The following is a 19,987-nucleotide window of genomic DNA, read 5'->3' as shown; positions in this document are numbered from 1 at the left end:
TCCGACGTACGGCGACCGCGGGTTGTTCTGGGTTGCTCGCGCAGTTCCCCGCGCCCCTTTCGGGGCGCGGTTTCGTCTCCCGTGCGCTCCGAAGGGGCCCTTGAAGCGAAAGGGCGACGTCGAGATCACGCCAAGATCCGCGGACGGCATGGGGAGGAATGGGACCCAAGGAGTGAGGGGCCGGGCGCTCCTGCACAGCCTCGTTCCTGTGTGACGTTCGCCGCTCCCGTCGTCGGGGGTGGGCAGGTTGGTTACTCGCAAGTAGCATGAGGGGTGAGCGCGCGCTCAGGGCGTGTGCGTCGCGCAGCAGTGCCATCCCGCATCTGGAGGAGAGCCATCGTGCCTCGTACCGTCAGGGACGTCGTCTTCGTCGACGGCGTCCGCACCCCGTTCGGCAAGGCGGGCCCGAAGGGCATCTACCACGAGACCCGCGCCGACGACCTCGTCGTGAAGGCCATCCGGGAGCTGCTGCGCCGCAACCCGGGCCTCGACCCGAAGAAGATCGACGAGGTCGCCATCGCCGCGACCACGCAGATCGGCGACCAGGGTCTGACGCTGGGCCGCACGGCGGGCATCCTCGCCGGTCTCCCCCAGTCGGTCCCCGGCTACTCCATCGACCGCATGTGCGCGGGCGCGCTGACCGCCGTCACCACCACCGCGGGCTCCATCGCCTTCGGTGCGTACGACGCGGTCATCGCCGGTGGTGTCGAGCACATGGGCCGCCACCCGATGGGCGAGGGCGTGGACCCGAACCCGCGGTTCGTCAGCGAGAAGCTGGTCGACGAGTCCGCCCTGTTCATGGGCATGACCGCCGAGAACCTGCACGACCGCTACCCGCACATCACCAAGCAGCGCGCCGACGAGTACGCCGTGCGTTCGCAGGAGAAGGCCGCCAAGGCGTACGCCGACGGCAAGATCCAGCAGGACCTGGTGCCGATCTCGGTGCGCAACACCAACGCGGAGGTCGGTGAGACCGGCTGGGGCCTGGTCACCGCCGACGAGCCGATGCGTCCGGGCACCACGCTGGAGAACCTGGCCGGACTCAAGACGCCGTTCCGCGTCCACGGCCGGGTCACCGCCGGTAACGCCGCCGGTCTGAACGACGGTGCGACCGCGTCGATCATCGCGAGCGAGGACTTCGCCCGCGAGAACAACCTGCCGGTGAAGATGCGGCTCGTCTCGTACGCCTTCGCGGGCGTCGAGCCCGAGGTGATGGGCTACGGCCCGATCCCGGCGACCGAGAAGGCCCTCGCCAAGGCCGGTCTGTCGATCGAGGACATCAACCTCTTCGAGGTCAACGAGGCCTTCGCCGTCCAGGTCCTTGCGTTCCTGGACCACTACGGCATCGCGGACGACGACGCGCGCGTCAACCAGTACGGCGGCGCGATCGCCTTCGGCCACCCGCTGGCCTCCTCCGGCGTCCGTCTGATGACGCAGCTGGCCCGCCAGTTCGAGGAGCAGCCGGAGGTCCGTTACGGCCTCACCACCATGTGCGTCGGCTTCGGCATGGGCGCCACGGTGATCTGGGAGAACCCGCACCACAAGGACGCCGGAGGCAACAAGTGAGCACCGCTGAACTCCTGAAGGGTGCGGCCGAGCTGTTCCCCGACGAGGTCGTGACGTCCGCGCACGTACGCCACCTCGACCTGCCGTTCGGCGCCGGGCGCTTCGCGCTCATCACGCTGGACAACGGCTTCGACCACACCAAGCCGACGACCTTCGGCCCGGCGTCGCTGGCGAACCTCAACACCGCCATCGACCAGGTGGAGGCGGAGGCCGCGGCCGGCCAGATCGTCGGTGTCGGCGTCACCGGCAAGCCGTTCATCTTCGCGGTCGGCGCCGACCTCAAGGGCGTCGAGCTGCTGAAGAAGCACGACGACGCGCTCGCCATCGGCAAGGGCGGCCACGAGGTGTTCAAGCGCCTCGCGGGCATCGCGGTCCCGACCTTCGCGTACTACAACGGCGCGGCGATGGGCGGTGGCGTCGAGGTCGGTCTGCACTGCCAGTACCGCACGGTGTCGAAGGCCATCGCGGCCTTCTCCCTCCCCGAGGTCTTCCTCGGTCTGGTCCCGGGCTGGGGCGGCTGCACGCTGCTCCCGAACCTGATCGGCGCCGACAAGGCCGTCTCGGTCATCATCGAGAACTCGCTGAACCAGAACAAGCAGCTCAAGGGCAAGCAGGTCTTCGACCTCGGCATCGCCGACGCCATCTTCGAAGGCGCCGACTTCCTGGAGCAGTCGCTGCTCTGGACCGCGTCCGTCCTCAAGGGCGACATCGCGGTCGAGCGTCCCGAGATCGACCGCGGCGAGGCCTGGGACCAGGCCGTCGCCAAGGGCCGGTTCATCGCCGACAGCAAGGTGCACGGGGCGGCTCCGGCCGCGTACCGCGCCCTCGACATCATCGAGGCGGCCAAGGACGGCGACCTCCAGAAGGGCTACGACGCCGAGGACATCGCCCTCGCCGACCTGATCATGGGCGGCGAACTGCGTTCCGGAATCTACGCCTTCAACCTGGTCCAGAAGCGCGGCAAGCGCCCCGCGGGCGCCCCGGACAAGAACCTGGCCCGTCCGGTCACCAAGGTGGGCGTCGTGGGCGCGGGCCTGATGGCCTCGCAGCTCGCGCTCCTGTTCCTGCGCCGCCTCGAAGTGCCCGTCGTGCTGACGGACATCGACCAGGAGCGCGTCGACAAGGGTGTGGGCTACGTCCACGCCGAGATCGACAAGCTGCTGAGCAAGCGCCGCGTCAACCAGGACAAGGCCAACCGGCTGAAGGCCCTGGTCACCGGTGTCCTGGACAAGGCCGAGGGCTTCGCCGACGCCGACTTCATCATCGAGGCCGTCTTCGAGGAGATCGGCGTCAAGCAGCAGGTGTTCGCGGAGGTCGAGGCGGTCGCCCCGGCGCACGCGATCCTCGCGACGAACACGTCCTCGCTGTCGGTGACGGAGATGGCGTCGAAGCTGAAGAACCCCGAGCGGGTCGTGGGCTTCCACTTCTTCAACCCGGTCGCGATCCTGCCGCTCCTTGAGATCGTGCGCGGTGAGCAGACGGACGACGCCTCGCTCGCCACGGCGTTCGCCGTCGCCAAGAAGCTGAAGAAGACCGCGGTGCTGGTGAAGGACGCCCCGGCGTTCGTCGTCAACCGCATCCTCACCCGCTTCATGGGCGAGATCCAGAACGTCATCGACGAGGGCACGCCGGTCGAGGTCGCGGAGAAGGCGGTGGAGCCGCTGGGTCTGCCGATGTCTCCGCTGGTCCTGCTCGAACTGGTCGGCCCCGCGATCGGTCTGCACGTCTCGGAGACCCTCAACCGGGCCTTCCCGGACCGCTTCACGGTCTCCCCGAACCTCGCGGCCGTCGTCAAGGCGGGCAAGCGCGGCTTCTACGTGTACGACTCCGGGAAGCCGGAGCTGGACCCCGAGGTCGCCGCGCTCCTGAAGCAGGGCGCTGTCGTCCTCTCCGAGGAGCAGGTGCGCGCCCGTGTCCTGGACGCGGTCGCCCAGGAGATCGGTCTGATGCTCGACGAGGGTGTCGTCGCCGAGGCCCAGGACATCGACCTCTGCCTGATCACCGGTGCCGGCTGGCCCTTCCACCTGGGCGGTATCACTCCGTACCTGGACCGTGAGGGCGTCTCCGAGCGAGTGACCGGCAAGCGGTTCCTGGAGGTTGGGGTGGCCTCCGTCCCCGCGTAGGCGCTCCGCTCTGTCTCCCGGGTGCCCTGTATGCCGACGTGGCGTACGGGGCACCCGGCGTTTGCTTGCCCCGACGTCTCTCGCCCCCGCCGCCCCTACCCCCGTCCCATCCTCAACCTGAGGGCTCCGCCCCCAGCCCCCCATCGGCCTGAACAGCCTCGTCCTCAAACGCCGGACAGGCTAAAAACGCAAACCGTCACCGACAAGACCAGAGGCAGGCGGGGAATCGGGGCGAAGCCCCACCCAAGGGGCGCGAGGAACTGCGCAACCAGCCCCCACCGGCCCGCAGCCAAGCGCCCAGAGGCAGGCGGAAAATCGGGGCGAAGCCCCACCCAGGGGCGCGAGGAACTGCGCGACCAACCCCCACCGGCCCGCAGCCAAGCGACCAGAGGCAGGCGGGGAATCGGGGCGAAGCCCCACCCAGGGGCGCGAGGAACTGCGCGACCAACCCCCACCCGCCCGCAGCCAAGCGACCAGAGGTGGGCGGGGAATCGGGGCGAAGCCCCGTCCAGGGGCGCGAGGAACTGCGCGATCAGCCCCCACCGGCCCGCAGCCAAGGAACCCACCTGGGGGTCCGGGGGCGGAGCCACCGGGTTCGGGAGGGGACGGGTAGGGGCGGCGGGGGCGAGAAACCGGCCGTCACACCGGGCGCCACGCCTCCAACGCCAAGCCCGGTTCATCCTTGCGTCGGGTGAGGAGAAGCTCCCCGCCGCCCGGGGCCAGGGTCACCGCCACCACACGCCCGTCCTCGTCCTCGGCAAGAGACACCTCGGCCCCGACGGGAAGCCCAGGACCCGACTCGGTCCACCACGCCCCCGCCGACTCCTGCTCGGTGGGATACGCGGCGAAGACGACGCGACCACTCGCCGACCGCTGGGCGAGCAACGTGCAGTCGAAGCCGTCGAGTTCGCAGCGGACGGCGGAGACGGGCCCGGGTCCGGCCGAGGCGAGCAGGGACGCGGGCTTGGTGCCCGGGCGCCACGCGCACACGTCACCCGCCTCGTCGGTGAAGAAGAGGGTGGTGGAGGAGGGGGAGGTGGCGAGGGCACGAAGGGTGCCGGGGCGTACCGGTGTCTCGAGGGACTCCTGGAGCACCGGCTGCTTGCCCGGCTCCTCCTGGCGCCAGTGCGCGATCCCGTCGGGCACGGCCGCGTACAGCTCCACGAGCCCTGACTCCCCCGTCACGGCCGCCAGATCCTCCCGTACGTCACTGCCCTTGAGGTCGCGCCACGGATCCCAGCCGCCCTTCTCCTTCTGGGCGACCATGCTGACCCCGCCGCCCTTGTTGCGCACAAAGACGTGGGCACGCCCCTGCGCGTCGACCGCGACGGCCGGCGTACCGGTTCGGTCACCCGTCTTGTCGGGGTGCCCGATCGAGTGCCAGTCGAGCGCGGCGAGCCGCGGCCGGAAGTGCGTGGTGTGGACGAGCCCGGACTCGCCGGGCACGGTGGGGCGCCAGGAGACGAGATGGGCGTAGCCGTCGGCGCCCTGGCCGACGGCGAGGACGGGGTGCAGGCGCTGGTCGCCGCCGATCGTGCGCGGTGGGTCCCAGGGGCCGCCGGGTCCGCGCTCCGCCCGGCAGTGCACGGCGGTGCCCGACAGCAGGTACACACTGAGCCTGCCGTCGCGACCGCGTCTGAGCCATTCGCCGTTCACCGGTTCACTCTAATCCGGGGCCCGGCCGTCATCGCCAGGGGCCCAGGGGGCTGCCCGCAGCGACACGACGGGGCGGCCACGGGTGCCCCGGTGGGCCACGAGGAGGGCGCCCGGGCGCGGCACGCTGCCCCGTCACAGGGTGGACGTCTCGTGTTCAATCGGATGCTCACACGGCTGTTCATGCGACGCTGGTCGGATGACCGACCAGCCTCTGCTCGTGATCATCGACGCCGCCAACGTCGTCGGCTCCGTCCCCGACGGCTGGTGGCGCGACCGCCGGGGTGCCGCGGAGCGGCTGCGGGACCGGCTCGCCCGGGACGGACTGCCCGGGCACGAGGGTCCGGTGGAGCTGGTCCTCGTGGTGGAGGGCGCGGCCAAGGGCGTGGAGTCCGTCCCCGGTGTAAGGGTCGTGGAGGCACCCGGCAGCGGCGACGACCGCATCGTGGAGCTGGTGGCCGAGGCGGGTGACCGCCCCGTGCTGGTCGTCACCGCGGACCGTGAACTGCGGCGCAGGGTGGCCGAGTTGGGCGCGGAGGTGGCGGGCCCGCGGACGGTACGGGGGCCGTCCTGAGCGGGCGCGCGACTCGTGGGCCGGGGCAGGCCGGCGGGTGAGCAGGTGCGCGGGTGGGGCGAGCCCAGGTGTGCGGCACCGGCCCCGGGGTCAGTCCGGCGGCCCCGTACGGGCGTACAGCACCGCCCCGTCCACCGTGCCCGCCTCCTCGTACCCCGCGGCCAGCAGCCGGCGCAGCGAGCGGACCCGGTCGGGGGCGTACGGCTTGCCCCGGGAGTCGTCGACGACGAGGGCAGGTGGGTGGGCCGCCAGCTCAGCGCGGAACACCGGCCAGGCGCCCTCGACGGCGTACTTCTCGCCGACCTGGGGACCGTCGCGGCCCCCGCTGTAGTTGGTGAGGAGCCCGGCGGTCAGATAGCGGCTGGCGGGGGTCCGGTTCGCCAGCCAGTACGTCTCCGGGTGTATGCCCCAGACGAGAACGCGGTCCCCGGGATCCGTACGGTGGTCCAGGGCGGCGGCGAGGCGCTGGGCGTGCCCGAGTTCGGGGCGTGGCGCGAGCAGGCCCCAGGCCAGGAACAGCGCGCAGCAGCAGACCGAGACGAGGACGGCGGTCACCAGGCGGTCGCGGGGCAGGACCTGGAGTGCGGCCGTCGCCAACAGGGCCACGGACGGGATGAGTTGCAGGTAGTAGTGGCCGAAGAAGTGGAAGCCGACCAGGACCGCCACCGCCGACGAGCCGAACCACAGCCAGAGTTCGCCCGCGCCGGTGCGGGCCACGCGCAGCGCCCGCAGGATCGGCGGGATCAGGCCCGCGCAGGCCGCCGCGAGGATCCCCGTGTTGGTCAACCCGCGTGACAGGACGTGGAGTTCGGAGCCGGTGAAGGAGACGTAGGAGCCCGAACCGGTGACCGTCCAGAACAGGAAGCCCGCCGGGGAGGTGAGCAGCGCCGCGCCGAGGACCGGGGCGACCGCGCCGACTCCGAGCCGCAGCAGGCCCCTTCGGGCCGTCGTCTCCTGTCGCCACAGCATCCAGAGCACCGGCACGAGCACCACCCCGCCGGTCTGCTTGGTCAGGAAGGAGCAGGCCACGGCCGCCCCCGCGGCGCCCCAGCGGCGCCGGTCGGCGCACCACATCGCGGCGGTCGTGCAGGGCAGTATGAAGATCTCGAAGGTCGCCGCCTGCGCGTCCTCGGGGTTGAGCCCGATCGAGACCAGCACGTACAGCACCCCGGCCGTGCGCCCGGCCGGATCGCCCCAGCGACGCCGGGCCAGCGAGGCGAGCAGCACGGCGGTCGACAGCTGGGCCACGATCGCGAGGGCCCGCACCGACGTCAGCGAACCGGAGCCGAACACCGCGAACGCGGCCTCGTACAGCCACGGCACGAGCGGCGGCTTGCGGTCCACGACGGTCTCGTACAGCTCTCCCCCGCCCGCCAGTATCCGCGCCTGTACGGCGAGATAGCCCTCGTCGGGGTTCCACAGCGGCCGTACGAAGGAGGGGGCCCGGGTGAGACAGACGAGCACCCCGAGGACGGGCAGCAGGCGTCTCCAGTAGCCGGGGCCCGGCATCCGTGACGCGGCTACGGAGCGTGGTGTTTCCAGGAGCCCGGCGAGCATACGGTGCACGCTATCCGGCCCAGCGGTCCGAAGCGGGACATACGGGGCCGGGGCATCAATAGAGGCCGATCACCGGGTGTTGGGGCGCGGCGGGTGCACCGCGGCCTCGGCCGTCTCCTCGCGCCGCACGAGACGGCTGTGCGAGCGGCCGTACAGGAAGTAGACGACGAAGCCGATCACCATCCAGATCGCGAACCGCAGCCAGGTCTCGGCGGGCAGGTTGAGCATCAGCCAGAGCGAGGCGAGGACGGAGACGATCGGGACGAACGGGACCAGCGGGGTGCGGAAGGAGCGGTTCAGGTCGGGGCGGGTGTGGCGGAGGATGACGACGCCGATCGCGACGACGACGAAGGCGAAGAGCGTACCGATGTTGACCAGTTCGGCCAGTTCGCTGAGGCTGGTGAAACCCGCGACGATCGCGATGATCACGCCGAGCAGGATGGTCGGCCGGTGCGGGGTGCGGAACCTCGGGTGGACCCGGGAGAAGAACCGCGGCAGCAGTCCGTCCCGGCTCATCGCGAAGAAGACCCGGGTCTGGCCGAGCAGCAGGATCATGCAGACCGTGGTCAGACCGATGGCGGCGCCGAAGCTGATGACGCCCGCGTACCAGGGGTGCCCGGTCGCCTTGAAGGCGTCGGCGAGCGGGGCGTCGATGGACAGCCGGTCGTACCTCTCCATGCCCGTGACGACGATCGACACGGCCACGTAGAGAGCGGTGCAGATGAAGAGCGAGCCCAGGATGCCGCGCGGCATGTCCCGCTGCGGGTTCTTGGTCTCCTCGGCGGCCGTCGCCACCACGTCGAAGCCGATGAAGGCGAAGAAGACGACGGAGGCGGCGGTGAAGATGCCCATCACGCCGAAGTTGGTGGGTGTGTAGCCGAACATGAGCTGGACGAGCGGGGCCTTGAGATTGCTGCCCGCCTCCTGGGCCTGCTCCTTGGGGATGAAGGGCTTGTAGTTGTCGCCCACGATGAAGAAGGCGCCCGCGATGATCACGATCATCACGACGGTGACCTTGATGGCGACGACGACCGTGGTGACGCGGGCGGAGAGCTTCACCCCGACGACCAGGATGGCCGTGAGCACCAGCACCAGCGCCGCGGCGAGGATGTCGAAGCCGAACCCGGAAGACCCCTCACGCCCGCTGAGATAGTCCGGCAGATGCCAGCCCACGTTGTCCAGGAGCGAGCGCACGTACCCCGACCAGCCGACGGCCACCACCGCCGTACCGAGCGCGAACTCCAGCACCAGGTCCCAGCCGATGATCCAGGCGGGCAGCTCACCGAGCGAGGCGTACGCGAAGGTGTAGGCGGACCCCGCCACCGGGACCGTGGACGCGAACTCCGCGTAGCAGAGCGCCGCCAGGGCGCAGACGACACCCGCGACGACGAACGCCAGCGAGACCGCGGGGCCCGCGTTCTCCTTGGCGACCTTGCCGGTGAGGACGAAGATGCCGGTGCCGATGATGACACCGACGCCGAAGACGGTGAGATCCAGAGCCGACAGCGACTTCTTGAGTGCGTGCTCCGGCTCCTCAGTGTCCAAGATCGACTGTTCGACCTTCTTCGTCCTGAAGAGGCTGCTGCTCACTGGCCTACCTCCACGCTTGGTGTCCTCGACATGATCGAGGGGGCGTGTACCGCGCATGCCCGGGTGCGGTCGAGTTCACGCAAATGGGCCGGTTTCGCCACCCGTGCGGGGTGGCCAAACCGGCCCAATGGACCTGCGTTCGATCGTGGTACGTCAGTCGCGGGCGGGCTCCACGGAGTCCACCGCCTGCGCGGCGGCCCCGGGGAAGCGGCCGTCGAGCTTGGAGACGAGGCCGGTGACCTGACGGGCGATGTCCGGTGCGGTCAGACCGATCTCCGCCATGACCTCGGCGCGCGAGGCGTGGTCGAGGAAGCGCGGCGGGATGCCGAAGTCGCGCAGCGGGACGTCGACGCCCGCGTCGCGCAGGGCCTGCGCGATCGTCGAGCCGACGCCGCCGACCCGGGAGTTGTCCTCGACGGTGACGACCACGCGGTGCTGCTCGGCGAGCGGGGCCATGGCCTCGTCGACCGGCTTGACCCAGCGCGGGTCGACGACCGTCGTGGAGATGCCCTGCTGGTCGAGGAGGCCGGCGATCTCCAGGCACATCGGCGCGAGGGCGCCGACGGAGACGAGGAGCACGTCGGGCGCGTCGGTGCCCGGCTCGCGCAGCACGTCCATGCCGCCGATCCGGCCCACCGCGGGCACGGCCGGGCCGACCGCACCCTTGGAGAAGCGGACCACGGTCGGCGCGTCGGTCACGTCGACGGCCTCGCGCAGCTGGGCGCGGACCTGGTCGGCGTCACGCGGTGCGGCGAGCCTGAGGCCCGGCACGACCTGAAGGATCGACATGTCCCACATGCCGTTGTGCGAGGCGCCGTCGGTACCGGTGACGCCCGCGCGGTCCAGCACGAACGTCACACCGCACTTGTGCAGGGCCACGTCCATCAGGACCTGGTCGAAGGCACGGTTGAGGAAGGTCGCGTAGACGGCGAAGACGGGGTGCAGTCCGCCGGTCGCCAGGCCCGCCGCCGACACGGCTCCGTGCTGCTCCGCGATGCCGACGTCGTACACCCGTTTGGGGAAGGCCTTGGCGAACTTGTCGAGGCCGACCGGCTGGAGCATCGCGGCCGTGATGGCGACCACGTCCTTGCGCTCCTGGCCGAGCTTGACCATCTCCTCGCCGAAGACGGAGGTCCAGTCGGCGCCGGACGAGGCGATCGGCAGACCCGTGTCGGGATGGATCTTGCCGACGGCGTGGAAGCGGTCCGCCTCGTCCTGCAGGGCGGGCTGGTAGCCGCGGCCCTTCTCGGTGAGGCAGTGCACGATGACCGGGCCGCCGAAGCGCTTGGCGCGGGCCAGCGCCGACTCCAGGGCCTCGATGTCGTGACCGTCGATCGGGCCGACGTACTTCAGGCCCAGGTCCTCGAACATGCCCTGGGGGGCGATGAAGTCCTTGAGGCCCTTCTTGGCGCCGTGCAGGGTCTCGTAGAGCGGCCTGCCGACGACCGGCGTGCGCTCCAGGAGGTCCTTCCCACGGGCGAGGAAGCGCTCGTAGCCGTCCGTGGTGCGCAGGGTCGCCAGGTGGTTCGCGAGGCCGCCGATCGTGGGGGCGTACGAACGCTCGTTGTCGTTGACGACGATGACCAGGTGGCGGTCCTTGGCGTCCGCGATGTTGTTGAGCGCCTCCCAGGCCATGCCGCCGGTGAGCGCGCCGTCACCGATGACGGCGACCACGTGGTCGTTCCTGTCGAGCACCTCGTTGGCCTTCGCCAGACCGTCGGCCCAGCCGAGGACCGTGGAGGCGTGCGAGTTCTCGATCACGTCGTGCTCGGACTCGGCCTGCGAGGGGTAGCCGGACAGGCCGCCCTTCATCTTCAGCTTCGAGAAGTCCTGACGGCCGGTGAGCAGCTTGTGGACGTAGGACTGGTGACCGGTGTCCCACAGCACCCTGTCCTTCGGCGACTCGAAGACGCGGTGCAGGGCGATGGTGAGCTCCACGACACCGAGATTGGGGCCGAGGTGGCCGCCTGTCTTGGAGACCGCGTCGACGAGAAAGGTCCTGATCTCCCCGGCCAGCTGGTCCAGCTGCTCCAGGCTGAGCCGGTCCAGATCGCGCGGTCCCCTGATGCGGGTCAGCAGCGGCACCCGTGCCTCCTTGCAGTAGAGCTGTTCGAGCTTTGCCGGGCCTGTCGAGTCTAATGTTCCGCCCGGACATGACTGTGCCCGGCACCGCCATTGGCACCGGGCACAGGTTCAAAGGGGGTGGGGCAGCGCCCCGGCGACCGCTACGCGCGACCGGCCGTCTTCTGCGTCTTGCGGGTGACGGCGTCGATGACGACCGTGGCGAGAAGCACACCACCGGTGATCATGTACTGGATCGGCGAGGCGATGCCCTGCAGCGCCAGACCGTACTGGATGGACACGATCACCAGCACACCCAGCAGCGCGTTCCACGTACGACCGCGACCACCGAAGAGGCTGGTGCCACCGATGACCGCCGCGGCGATCGCGTTCATCAGGAGGTCACCCGCGCCCGCGCCCTGGTTGGCGGAGGCGATCTTCGAGGCGATGAACAGACCACCGATGGCGGCGAACGTACCGGAGATCGCGAAGACCGAGATCCGGACCATCTCCACGTTGATACCGGCACGCCGGGAGGCCTCGACACTGCCACCGAGCGCGAAGATCTTCCGGCCGTACGCGGTCCGGCGCAGCACGAAGTCCGTGATCAGCAGCACCGCGATGAAGATCACCACGGCCAGCGGAAGGCCCTTGTACTGGTTGTAGGTGATCGCCACGGCGAAGGCGAGGATCGCCAGCAGCGCGGTGCGCAGGATGGTCTCGCTCAGCGGCCGGGACGGCACACCCGCGGCCTCGCGGCGCTTGTTGCCGTAGAAGGAGCTGAGGAAGAACACCGCGGTGACACCGATGGCGAGCACGTAGGCGGCGGCGACATCGGTGAAGTAGTAGCTGGTCAGCTTGGCGACGAGGCCGTTGCTGTCCAGGTTGATGGTGCCGTTGCTGCCCAGGATCTGGAGCATGAAGCCGTTCCAGAACAGCAGACCCGCCAGGGTGACGGCGAAGGCCGGCACACCGATGCGCGCGAACACGAAGCCATGGATCGCGCCCGCGACCGTGCCCGTGAGGATGGCCAGCACGAAGGCCAGATACTCGTTCATCCCGTGCGTGACGTTCAGCACCGCGAACGCGGCGCCGGCGACGCCGGAGACCGAACCGACCGACAGGTCGATCTCACCGAGCAGCAGCACGAAGACGATGCCGACGGCGATCATGCCCGTGCCGACCATGGCGACGGAGATGTCGGACAGGTTGCCCGCGGTGAGGAAGTTGGAGTTCAGGCTCTGGAAGATGATCCAGATGATGACCAGGCCGAGGACGACCGGGATGGAACCCAGGTCACCGGCCTTCATCTTGCGCTTGAACTCCGAGGCGTAGCCCGCGAAGCCCTGCTCGCGCACGAGGAGCCGGGGGTCGACCGCGGTGACCGCCGCGGCGGCCGCCTCGGGGTTCTCCACGACGTGGTCCTCGGGGGTCTCGGAGGTCTTGTCGATGCTCACTTCTGAGCCTCCCCATTGCTGCGCGCCGCACGACGGGTCACGGCGTTCTCCGTGGCGCCCGTGATGGCGGAGATGATCTCTTCCTGCGAGGTCGACTTGACCTCGAAGATGCCGTTGTTGCGCCCGAGGCGCAGGACGGCGACCTTGTCGGCCACGGCCTTCACATCGGCCATGTTGTGGCTGATGAGGATGACCGCGTGACCGCGCTCGCGCAGCCGCTCGACCAGGTCGAGCACCTGGGCGGTCTGCTCGACACCGAGGGCCGCGGTGGGCTCGTCGAGGATGACGAGCTTGGGCTCGCCGAGCATCGATCGGGCGATCGCCACGGTCTGGCGCTGACCGCCGGAGAGCGAGGCGATCGGGATGCGGACGCTGGGGATACGGATGGACAGCGTGTCCAGCAGCTCGCGGGAGCGGCGCTCCATCTCGACCTCGTCCAGGATGCCGCGCTTCTTCAGCTCCCGGCCCAGGTAGAGGTTGCCGACGACGTCGATGTTGTCGCACAGCGCCAGGTCCTGGTACACGGTCGCGATACCGAGACCCTGGGCGTCCTGCGGCTTGTTGATGTGGACGGCCTTGCCGTCCCACTCGATGGCGCCCTCATCGATGGGGTGCACGCCGGCGATCGTCTTCACCAGCGTGGACTTTCCGGCGCCGTTGTCGCCCACCAGGGCGACCACTTCACCGGCGTGGACCTCAAGCTCGACATCGGTGAGCGCCTGGACGGCACCGAATCGCTTGGAGACCCCGCGCAACGCCAGGACAGGCGTAGCGGACACGTGAACCATCTCCTTCGCCGCCTGACCCGGCGGGAGGTTGTGCAGAAGTTTGTGGAGGGGTGTTCCGTCCGGCGCCCCGCCCTAGCTTTGCGGGGCTGATGGATGCGGGGCGCCGGAGGGGTTTCGATGACGCAAGTCCCGTACGGAAATTCAAGAACGAATTCCCGTACGTGGATAGAGACTTGCGGCGGCTACTTCAGTTGCTCGGACTACTTGATGCCGAGCGCGTCGCACTTGGCCTTGTAGGCGCTCGTGCAGATGTCGCTGACCGTGTAGACGCCGTCCTTGATGACGGTGTCGTTGATGTTGGCCTTGGTCAGCGAGACGACCGGGACGATGACCGAGGGGATCGCCTTGTCGGTCGGGCTGTCGACCTTGTCCTTGGCGACGGTGTCGAGCGACTTGCCCTGGGCGAGCGCGACAGCCATCTCGGCGGCGGCGTCGGCCTCGGGGGCGTACGGCTTGTAGACGCTCATGAACTGCTCACCGGCGATGATGCGCTGCACACCCGCGAGCTCGGCGTCCTGGCCGGTGACCGGGACGGAGATGCCCGCGGCCTTCAGGGCGGTGATGATACCGCCGGCCATGCCGTCGTTGGCGGAGTAGACGCCGACGATGTTCTTCTTGCCGAGGGCGGAGATGGCGCCCTCCATGTTGGCGTTGGCGTTCTCCGGCTTCCAGTCCTTGGTGTCGTACTCCTTGCCGACGTTCACCTTGCCGTCGAGAACGGAGTGGGCACCGGCCTTGAACTGGGCGGCGTTCGGGTCGGTGGAGGACCCGTTCATCATCACGATCTTGCCGGACTTGGCCTTGGAGCCGAGCGCGGTGAGAAGGGCCTGACCCTGGGTCTTGCCGACGGTCGTGTTGTCGAACGACGTGTAGCCGCTGATCGGACCCTGCGCGAGACGGTCGTAGGCGACGACGGGGATGCCGGCGTCCTTGGCCTTCTGGACCGAGTTCTTGATGGCCGCGGAGTCCACAGCGTCGACGATGAGGACGTCCACCTTGTTGGTGATCATCGTGTCGACCTGCTGGTTCTGCGTGCTGGCGTCCTGCTTGGCGTTGGCGTAGACGACCTCGCCCTTGTTGTTCGTAAGCTCCTTGACCTTCTTCTCGATCAGAGGCTTGTCGAACTTCTCGTAACGCGCGGTCTGGTTCTCGGGAAGGAGCAGGCCGACCTTGATCGCGTCGCCCTTCTTGGCGGAGCTGGAGCTGTCGCTCTTGCCACCGGACTCCTTGGCACTGCCACAAGCAGCCAGCGAAACGGCCATCGCACCAGCGGCAACGGCAAACGCGGCACGACGCATACGCGTGTTCACTCTTGAAACCTCCCTGACGAGGCCGCGTCGTTGCGGCCGAGGTGGCTGGAAGTCAACTCGGCCACGCGAGCGACGTCAAGAAGTAAATACTTAACGAGATGGCAACGGTGCCATGCGTTCTCTAAGTGAAGGCAGGGGTGGCTGTAGACAGCGATCCGTCCAAAAGGGTCGAATCGCCCATCTCGCTGAGCGCGAGAGCAAGGGCTCCGAGCACCTCCGCACGGCCGCCAAGTGCCCCTGGCAGCACCGAGAGTTGCCGTGCGGCACTGGGAATCGCGTACCGGCCGACCGACTCCCTGATGGGCCCGAGAACGAGCTCACCGGCCTCGGCGAGGTCGCCGCCGAGGACCACCCGACTCGGGTTGAGCAGGTTGCAGAGATTGGCAACCCCGCTTCCGATGTGACGCCCGACATCGGCGATCACCCGACGACAGCCCGGATCGCCCTCCCGGGCCAGCCTGACGACGCCTTCCATGGTCAGGTCCGTGCCATGACTGGACTGCAGAAGCGGCAGCACATAGCGCGCCGCCGCGAAGGTCTCCAGGCAGCCCCGATTGCCACAGCGGCAGACGGGGCCGGATTCATCGAGAGTGATATGCCCGATCTCACCCGCGGTGCCGCCAGGCCCGCGGTAGATCTTGCCGTCGATCACCAGCCCGGCGCCGACACCGCTCGCGACCTTGATGTAGGCCAGATCCTTGACCCCGCGCCCACTGCCCCAGACCAGCTCGCCGAGCGCGCCCAGGTTGGCGTCGTTGTCCACGTACACGGGCACGCCGAGCCGCCCCCGCAGCTCCTCGGCGGGCTTCGCGCCGGTCCAGCCCGGCAGGATCGCGGTGGACCCCAGGGTCCCGGATTCCACGTCGATGGGGCCGGGCACGCCGAGCCCCACGCCCGCGATCTTGGACCGATCCACCCCGGTCGCCGCGATCAGGCGGCTGACCAGCTCTTCCGCCCGGTCGAAGCCCTGTGCGGCGCTCGCGTCCACGTCCAGCGGCTCGGACTCCTCGGCCAGCACCTGGTGGGCGAGGTTCCCGACCGCGACGCGCAGATGCGTATGGCCGAAGTCGACGCCGATGACGATGCCGGCGTCACCGCTCAGGGACACGCTGCGAGCCCTGCGGCCACCCGCCGAAGTGGGGGTGACCTCGACCGTTCCGCCGTCCTTGAGCTCTCGGACGATATTGGAAACGGTCGCGGCGGAGAGGCCCGTCGTCCTCGCGATCTCCGCCTGCGTGAGCGAACCGGCAAGGCGCACCGCACGTACGACGCGCTCCAGATTGGCTCGGTGCAGCGACGACTGCGACCCCGGAGTCTCCACGACGACCTCCCGCGTACGAGGCCGCCACGATGAGGCCCCGCCTATGTCCAACTAGTGAACTCTAAGCTGAGCTGTTTGGGTTACCTCCCGTCAAGAGGTTGAGCTGCATCCGGCGCGGATGAGCACACGTGTGCGGGACAGACTGGGCCGTAGATCCTTCTATGGCCCAGGTCACACCCAGACTGATTACAAGTTGTCGCCGTCCCCCGGACCTACAAGATCAAGACCACGGCGCCGCCCCGCCGGGCGCGGCTCCCGCGGAATCCCTTCGGGCGGGTGGAGCCGTTTATCGGGGACCGGGGAATGCGGGACCGAATGGGCGGGACCCGGTGGGCTGGATCGGATATGTGGAGCCGAATGCGCGGGACCGGGTACGTGCGATCCCCTCCGCGGATTCGGAGGGGATCACGTGCCTTCGGAGGGGATCACGTGCCATTCGGAAGAGATCACGTGCTCCGGGGAGTTCTCGGCGTCGACGGCTTCGGCCGTTACCTCCCCCGGCCTACTTGAGAGCCCCCGCCGTCAGCCCCTGGACCACCTGTCGCTGGAAGATGATGTACGCGGCCAGCACGGGGAGCATGGCCATCACCAGGCCCGCGAAGAGGCCCGACCAGTCGCCCTTGTAGCCCTGGCTGGTCGCCAGCTCGACGAGGCCTTGGGAGAGGACCTTCTTGTCCGGATCGGTGTTCAGCACCGTCGGGAGCATGTACTGGTTCCACTGGCCCAGGAAGTTGAAGATCCCGACGCTGATCAGACCCGGCTTGGCCATCGGCAGCATGATCTGGAAGAAGGTCCGGGTGTGCGAGGCGCCGTCGACGAACGCCGCCTCGGCGATCGAGGTCGGCAGCGTCCTGAAGAACGAGGTCAGGAAGAAGACCGTGAACGGCAGCGAGTAGGCGATGTAGACGAGGATCAGACCCGGCAGCGTGTTCAGCAGACTCATGTTGTTCAGGACGTAGAACAACGGCACCAGGGCCAGCATGATCGGGAAACTCATTCCTCCGACGAAGAGGAAGTAAATGAAACGGTTGCCCGGGAACTCGAATCGGGCGAGGACGTACGCCGCCATCGAGCCGAGCACGAGCGTACCGACCAGCGAGAATCCCACCACGATGAGCGTGTTGCCGAAGTAGTCGCTCATGTGCGCCTGCGACCACGCGCGCGACCAGTTGTCGAAGTGCAGTTTGTCCGGCAGCGACCAGGGCGAGCTGAAAATGGAGTCGTCGTCCTTGAAAGACGTCATCACCGCCCACAGCAGGGGCAGTACGACCATGATCGCCCAGATGATGAGAATGCCGTGCGAGAAGGCGTTGAGGACGCCGCCCTCACTGCTCTTCGCCTTCTGCGGCGGCGCCTTCTCCTTCGCCACCTGAGGACGGTCCTCGACCGGTTCCACGGGCGGCGGGGTGTCAGTGGTCTTCATGCTAGAACTCCAACCGCTCGCGCCGGCCCAGTCGCATCACGATCGCCGCGAACAGCAGCGTGACGATGAGGAGCGCGACACCGATCGTGGTGGCGTAGGCGGCGTTCGCGTCGCGGAACGCCGATTGGTACACGTACAGCGGAAGGACCGTGGTCGAGTAGTCGGGGCCGCCGGGACCCACGGTCATGATCTGCACGGCGGCGAACGCCTCGGCGCCGAGCGCCAGGATCCCCATGTACACCCAGCCGGACTGCACGGTGTCCCAGAGCAGCGGAAGGGTGATCTTGAAGAAGGTGGTGGCGCGGCTCGCGCCGTCGAGCAGCGCGGCCTCGTAGAAGTCCTTCGGAATCGACGCCATGCCCGCCGAGAACAGCACGACGAAGAACCCGACCGTGCTCCACAGCAGCACCGCCATCACACACCACAGGGCGAGGCTCGGGTCGCCCAGCCAGTCCGGCTGGACACTGCCGAGACCGATGGCCTTCAACGTCCCGTTGATCACACCGTCGTTGGGGTTGTAGGCGAATTGGAAAAGCAGGGAGACGATCGCGATCGACAGCACCTGCGGGAAGAAGTAGGCGATTTTGTAGAAACCCGAACCGCGCACTCCGGTGATGGCGGCGCCCTTTCGGCGCCGCCCACCGACATTGAGCATGAAGGCGAAGAAGAGCGCGAGGCCCAGCGTCACCAGCGGCAGCAGCAACGCGAACACCAGGCTGTGCTGCAACGACTTCCAGAAGATGTCGTCGTGCAGCATTCTGGTGTAGTTGGCGAAACCGACCATCTTGAAGTCGGGGCTCAGACCGGTCCAGTCCGTGAACGAGTAGTAGATGGCCTGGACGAAGGGCCAGATCACGAAGATCGCGTACAACGCCAAGGGGGCCACCAAGAACCCCACAATGAACCGGTACTTGCCGTGTTGCATGGTTACCGACCCCGATCGTTTCGCGGATGCCACCGCCGGCGACGCGTGGACACGCGCCGCTACTGGTGCTTGTAGTGCTTGATGGACTGGTCCTTGGCCGCCGCGTCCGCGTAGCCCTGGATCTTCTTGATGGCCTCGGCCGGGGTCAGCCGCCCTGCCATCATCTCGCCGAGACCGGCGACACCGATCTGCTCCTTCTGCAGCTTCACGTACCAGTCCTGCAGCCGCGGGTTGACCACGTTGGTCCCGGCCTTCTCCAGGGCCGCGACACCGGACTTGAGGCCCGGGGTCAGGGTGATGCCGTCGGTGCCGCCGTTGAAGGCGGTCAGCGACTTCACCTGGCTGGTGAAGTTCTTCGAGGAGGCCTCACTGAGCATGATGCGCAGCTGCTCCATGCCTCCCTCGGGGTTGTTCGCCTTGGCGGGCACGATGAACGGCTCGCCGCCGGAAGCCCAGATGGTGCCGAACGGCATCTTGTCGGAGCTGTCCAGGCCGGTCGGGCCGCTGACGGCCAGGTTGAAGTCCTTCGGGATGACGTTCGCGGACTCGTTCTCCACCCAGGAACCGTTCGGGATGAAGAGCGCCTTGCCCTTGGCCCAGGCGGTCTGCGACTGGATGTGGTCGATGCCCGGGGTGCCCTGAAGGATGTAGCCCTTCTTGTAGAGCTCGTAGTACGCCTCGAACGCCGACTTGACGGCCGGGTCCTTCCAGGCGTTGGGCTCCAGGTTGTCGATCTTGTCGAGAACCTCCCGGCCACCGATCTTGGCGATGAAGGGGTAGAGCGAGAACGGCAGGTAGTACGGGTACTTGCCCGCGTACGTCCAGCCGGCGATGCCCTTCTTCTTCGCCTTCTCGCACAGCGCGAGCATCGCGTCCCAGGTCTCGGGGTACGTCGCGTCGAGCTTGTCGAGGGCGGTCTGCGAGTACCAGACTCCGTAGACGGTGTAGGCGTAGTACATGATCCAGACCGGCGCGCCGTCGAACTGGCCCATCTCGACGATGCCGGGGCGCAGCGTGTCGCGGACCTTCTTCGACGGGTCGTCGACGGACGGCGCGTCGAGGAGCGGGGTCAGGTCGGTGAGCTGCTTCTTGCCGACGAGCACGCCCATGTCCATCTGCTGGGCGCCGGAGTTGTCGATCAGGTCCGGCGGGGTGCCGCCGTTGAACTTGGGCTGCAGTTCGGACTGGATCTTCTGGGTCGCATGGAAGTTGACCTTGGCCTTGGGGTACGCCGTCTTGTACTGGGCGTTGGCGTCGGTCGCGTACTTCGTACCGAATCCGCCGTCGAAGATGACGACGGCGAGCGGGGCCGTCTCGTTGACGCCCAGCGGATTCTTCGTGGTCTTCTTGCCGGCCTTGGCCTTGTCACCGGAACCGCTGTCGCTGCTCGCACAAGCGGACAAAAAGCTCATCGTCGGTACGGAAATCAGGCCGAGCGCCGCGGACCGCTTGATCAGGTCACGGCGGCCGACACCCTCGGTGTTGCTGTTCTCGGCGGAAGTGGATCCCATGCTCAAGTCCTCGCCTTCTCCAGGACTCAGGCGGTGAACCGGATCCTCCCCGGCACCGCGGTTAGGTCAAGCTGGGGTCGTGCGTGAGGGATTCAGTCGGTCAACGCGGCGATCCCTGCCCGTCACAC

General features: G+C 68.4%; 14 protein-coding genes and 1 pseudogene. 3 read left to right on the top strand and 12 right to left on the bottom strand.

All coding sequences use genetic code 11. From position 1 onward, the window contains the following. Nucleotides 1–81 precede the first annotated feature (81 nt). Nucleotides 82–168, bottom strand: a pseudogene (locus tag ACIQTP_RS13245) (carbohydrate ABC transporter permease); the annotation flags it as partial. 171 nt (nt 169–339) lie between these two features. Here ACIQTP_RS13245 and ACIQTP_RS13240 point away from each other — a divergent pair. After that, nucleotides 340–1,566 (top strand): thiolase family protein, encoded by a 1,227-nt coding sequence (locus ACIQTP_RS13240; protein WP_402038467.1) that lies wholly within the window; start codon nt 340–342, stop codon nt 1,564–1,566. Further along, nucleotides 1,563–3,689 (top strand): 3-hydroxyacyl-CoA dehydrogenase NAD-binding domain-containing protein, encoded by a 2,127-nt coding sequence (locus ACIQTP_RS13235; RefSeq protein WP_403399323.1) that lies wholly within the window; start codon nt 1,563–1,565, stop codon nt 3,687–3,689. Before ACIQTP_RS13240 ends, ACIQTP_RS13235 begins: the two co-directional genes overlap by 4 nt. 639 nt (nt 3,690–4,328) lie before the next feature. On the opposite strand, the gene ACIQTP_RS13230 is transcribed toward ACIQTP_RS13235, so the two are convergent. Beyond that, nucleotides 4,329–5,345, bottom strand: coding sequence for a hypothetical protein (locus tag ACIQTP_RS13230; protein ID WP_403399320.1), 1,017 nt, complete (start codon nt 5,343–5,345; stop codon nt 4,329–4,331). Nucleotides 5,346–5,541: 196 nt separating this feature from the next. Here ACIQTP_RS13230 and ACIQTP_RS13225 point away from each other — a divergent pair, with 196 nt between their 5' ends. After that, nucleotides 5,542–5,916, top strand: a complete 375-nt coding sequence (locus ACIQTP_RS13225; protein ID WP_403399318.1) for an NTP pyrophosphohydrolase — start codon at nt 5,542–5,544, stop codon at nt 5,914–5,916. Between the two features lie 90 nt (nt 5,917–6,006). On the opposite strand, the gene ACIQTP_RS13220 is transcribed toward ACIQTP_RS13225, so the two are convergent. The 10 genes from ACIQTP_RS13220 to ngcE all read right to left on the bottom strand — a co-directional run bounded on the left by ACIQTP_RS13220 (nt 6,007) and on the right by ngcE (nt 19,859). After that, the gene (locus ACIQTP_RS13220) at nt 6,007–7,473 is read right to left on the bottom strand and encodes an ArnT family glycosyltransferase (protein WP_403399317.1); all 1,467 of its coding nucleotides are present in this window, start codon (nt 7,471–7,473) and stop codon (nt 6,007–6,009) included. A 69-nt stretch (nt 7,474–7,542) separates the two neighbouring features. Next, nucleotides 7,543–9,063, bottom strand: a complete 1,521-nt coding sequence (locus ACIQTP_RS13215) for an amino acid permease (protein ID WP_403399315.1) — start codon at nt 9,061–9,063, stop codon at nt 7,543–7,545. 153 nt (nt 9,064–9,216) lie between these two features. Beyond that, nucleotides 9,217–11,148, bottom strand: coding sequence for a 1-deoxy-D-xylulose-5-phosphate synthase (gene dxs, locus ACIQTP_RS13210; protein ID WP_403399313.1), 1,932 nt, complete (start codon nt 11,146–11,148; stop codon nt 9,217–9,219). A 140-nt stretch (nt 11,149–11,288) separates the two neighbouring features. Beyond that, nucleotides 11,289–12,581 carry a sugar ABC transporter permease gene (locus tag ACIQTP_RS13205; RefSeq protein WP_402038481.1) on the bottom strand — a complete coding sequence of 431 codons (1,293 nt, stop codon included), beginning with the start codon at nt 12,579–12,581 and terminating at the stop codon, nt 11,289–11,291. Beyond that, on the bottom strand, nt 12,578–13,369 hold the full coding sequence (locus tag ACIQTP_RS13200) for an ATP-binding cassette domain-containing protein (protein WP_060899984.1): 792 nt from the start codon (nt 13,367–13,369) through the stop codon (nt 12,578–12,580). Before ACIQTP_RS13200 ends, ACIQTP_RS13205 begins: the two co-directional genes overlap by 4 nt. Before the next feature lie 200 nt (nt 13,370–13,569). Next, nucleotides 13,570–14,667: a substrate-binding domain-containing protein gene (locus tag ACIQTP_RS13195; RefSeq protein WP_403399823.1), complete on the bottom strand. Its 1,098-nt coding sequence runs from the start codon at nt 14,665–14,667 to the stop codon at nt 13,570–13,572. A 133-nt stretch (nt 14,668–14,800) separates the two neighbouring features. After that, nucleotides 14,801–16,000, bottom strand: a complete 1,200-nt coding sequence (locus tag ACIQTP_RS13190; RefSeq protein ID WP_402038484.1) for an ROK family transcriptional regulator — start codon at nt 15,998–16,000, stop codon at nt 14,801–14,803. Between the two features lie 502 nt (nt 16,001–16,502). Further along, nucleotides 16,503–17,423, bottom strand: coding sequence for a carbohydrate ABC transporter permease (locus ACIQTP_RS13185; RefSeq protein WP_403399309.1), 921 nt, complete (start codon nt 17,421–17,423; stop codon nt 16,503–16,505). Between the two features lies 1 nt (nt 17,424). Then, nucleotides 17,425–18,348, bottom strand: coding sequence for a carbohydrate ABC transporter permease (locus tag ACIQTP_RS13180; RefSeq protein ID WP_402038488.1), 924 nt, complete (start codon nt 18,346–18,348; stop codon nt 17,425–17,427). Nucleotides 18,349–18,407: 59 nt separating this feature from the next. Next, the gene (gene ngcE, locus ACIQTP_RS13175; protein ID WP_403399306.1) at nt 18,408–19,859 is read right to left on the bottom strand and encodes an N-acetylglucosamine/diacetylchitobiose ABC transporter substrate-binding protein; all 1,452 of its coding nucleotides are present in this window, start codon (nt 19,857–19,859) and stop codon (nt 18,408–18,410) included. Between the last annotated feature and the right edge of the window lie 128 nt (nt 19,860–19,987).

This window comes from Streptomyces sp. NPDC090798, assembly GCF_044768965.1.
GTDB lineage: Bacteria > Actinomycetota > Actinomycetes > Streptomycetales > Streptomycetaceae > Streptomyces.
The sequence above is the reverse complement of the archived record's forward strand: the minus strand, read 5'-3'. Positions and strand labels throughout refer to the sequence as shown.

Excerpts from the sequence above, each read along its gene's own strand:
- ACIQTP_RS13225 (WP_403399318.1), top strand. The coding sequence starts at position 5,542 with ATGACCGACCAGCCTCTGCTCGTGATCATCGACGCCGCCAACGTCGTC.
- ACIQTP_RS13220 (WP_403399317.1), bottom strand. The coding sequence starts at position 7,473 with ATGCTCGCCGGGCTCCTGGAAACACCACGCTCCGTAGCCGCGTCACGG.
- ACIQTP_RS13200 (WP_060899984.1), bottom strand. The coding sequence starts at position 13,369 with ATGGTTCACGTGTCCGCTACGCCTGTCCTGGCGTTGCGCGGGGTCTCC.
- ACIQTP_RS13195 (WP_403399823.1), bottom strand. The coding sequence starts at position 14,667 with ATGCGTCGTGCCGCGTTTGCCGTTGCCGCTGGTGCGATGGCCGTTTCG.
- ACIQTP_RS13185 (WP_403399309.1), bottom strand. The coding sequence starts at position 17,423 with ATGAAGACCACTGACACCCCGCCGCCCGTGGAACCGGTCGAGGACCGT.
- ACIQTP_RS13180 (WP_402038488.1), bottom strand. The coding sequence starts at position 18,348 with ATGCAACACGGCAAGTACCGGTTCATTGTGGGGTTCTTGGTGGCCCCC.
- ngcE (WP_403399306.1), bottom strand. The coding sequence starts at position 19,859 with ATGGGATCCACTTCCGCCGAGAACAGCAACACCGAGGGTGTCGGCCGC.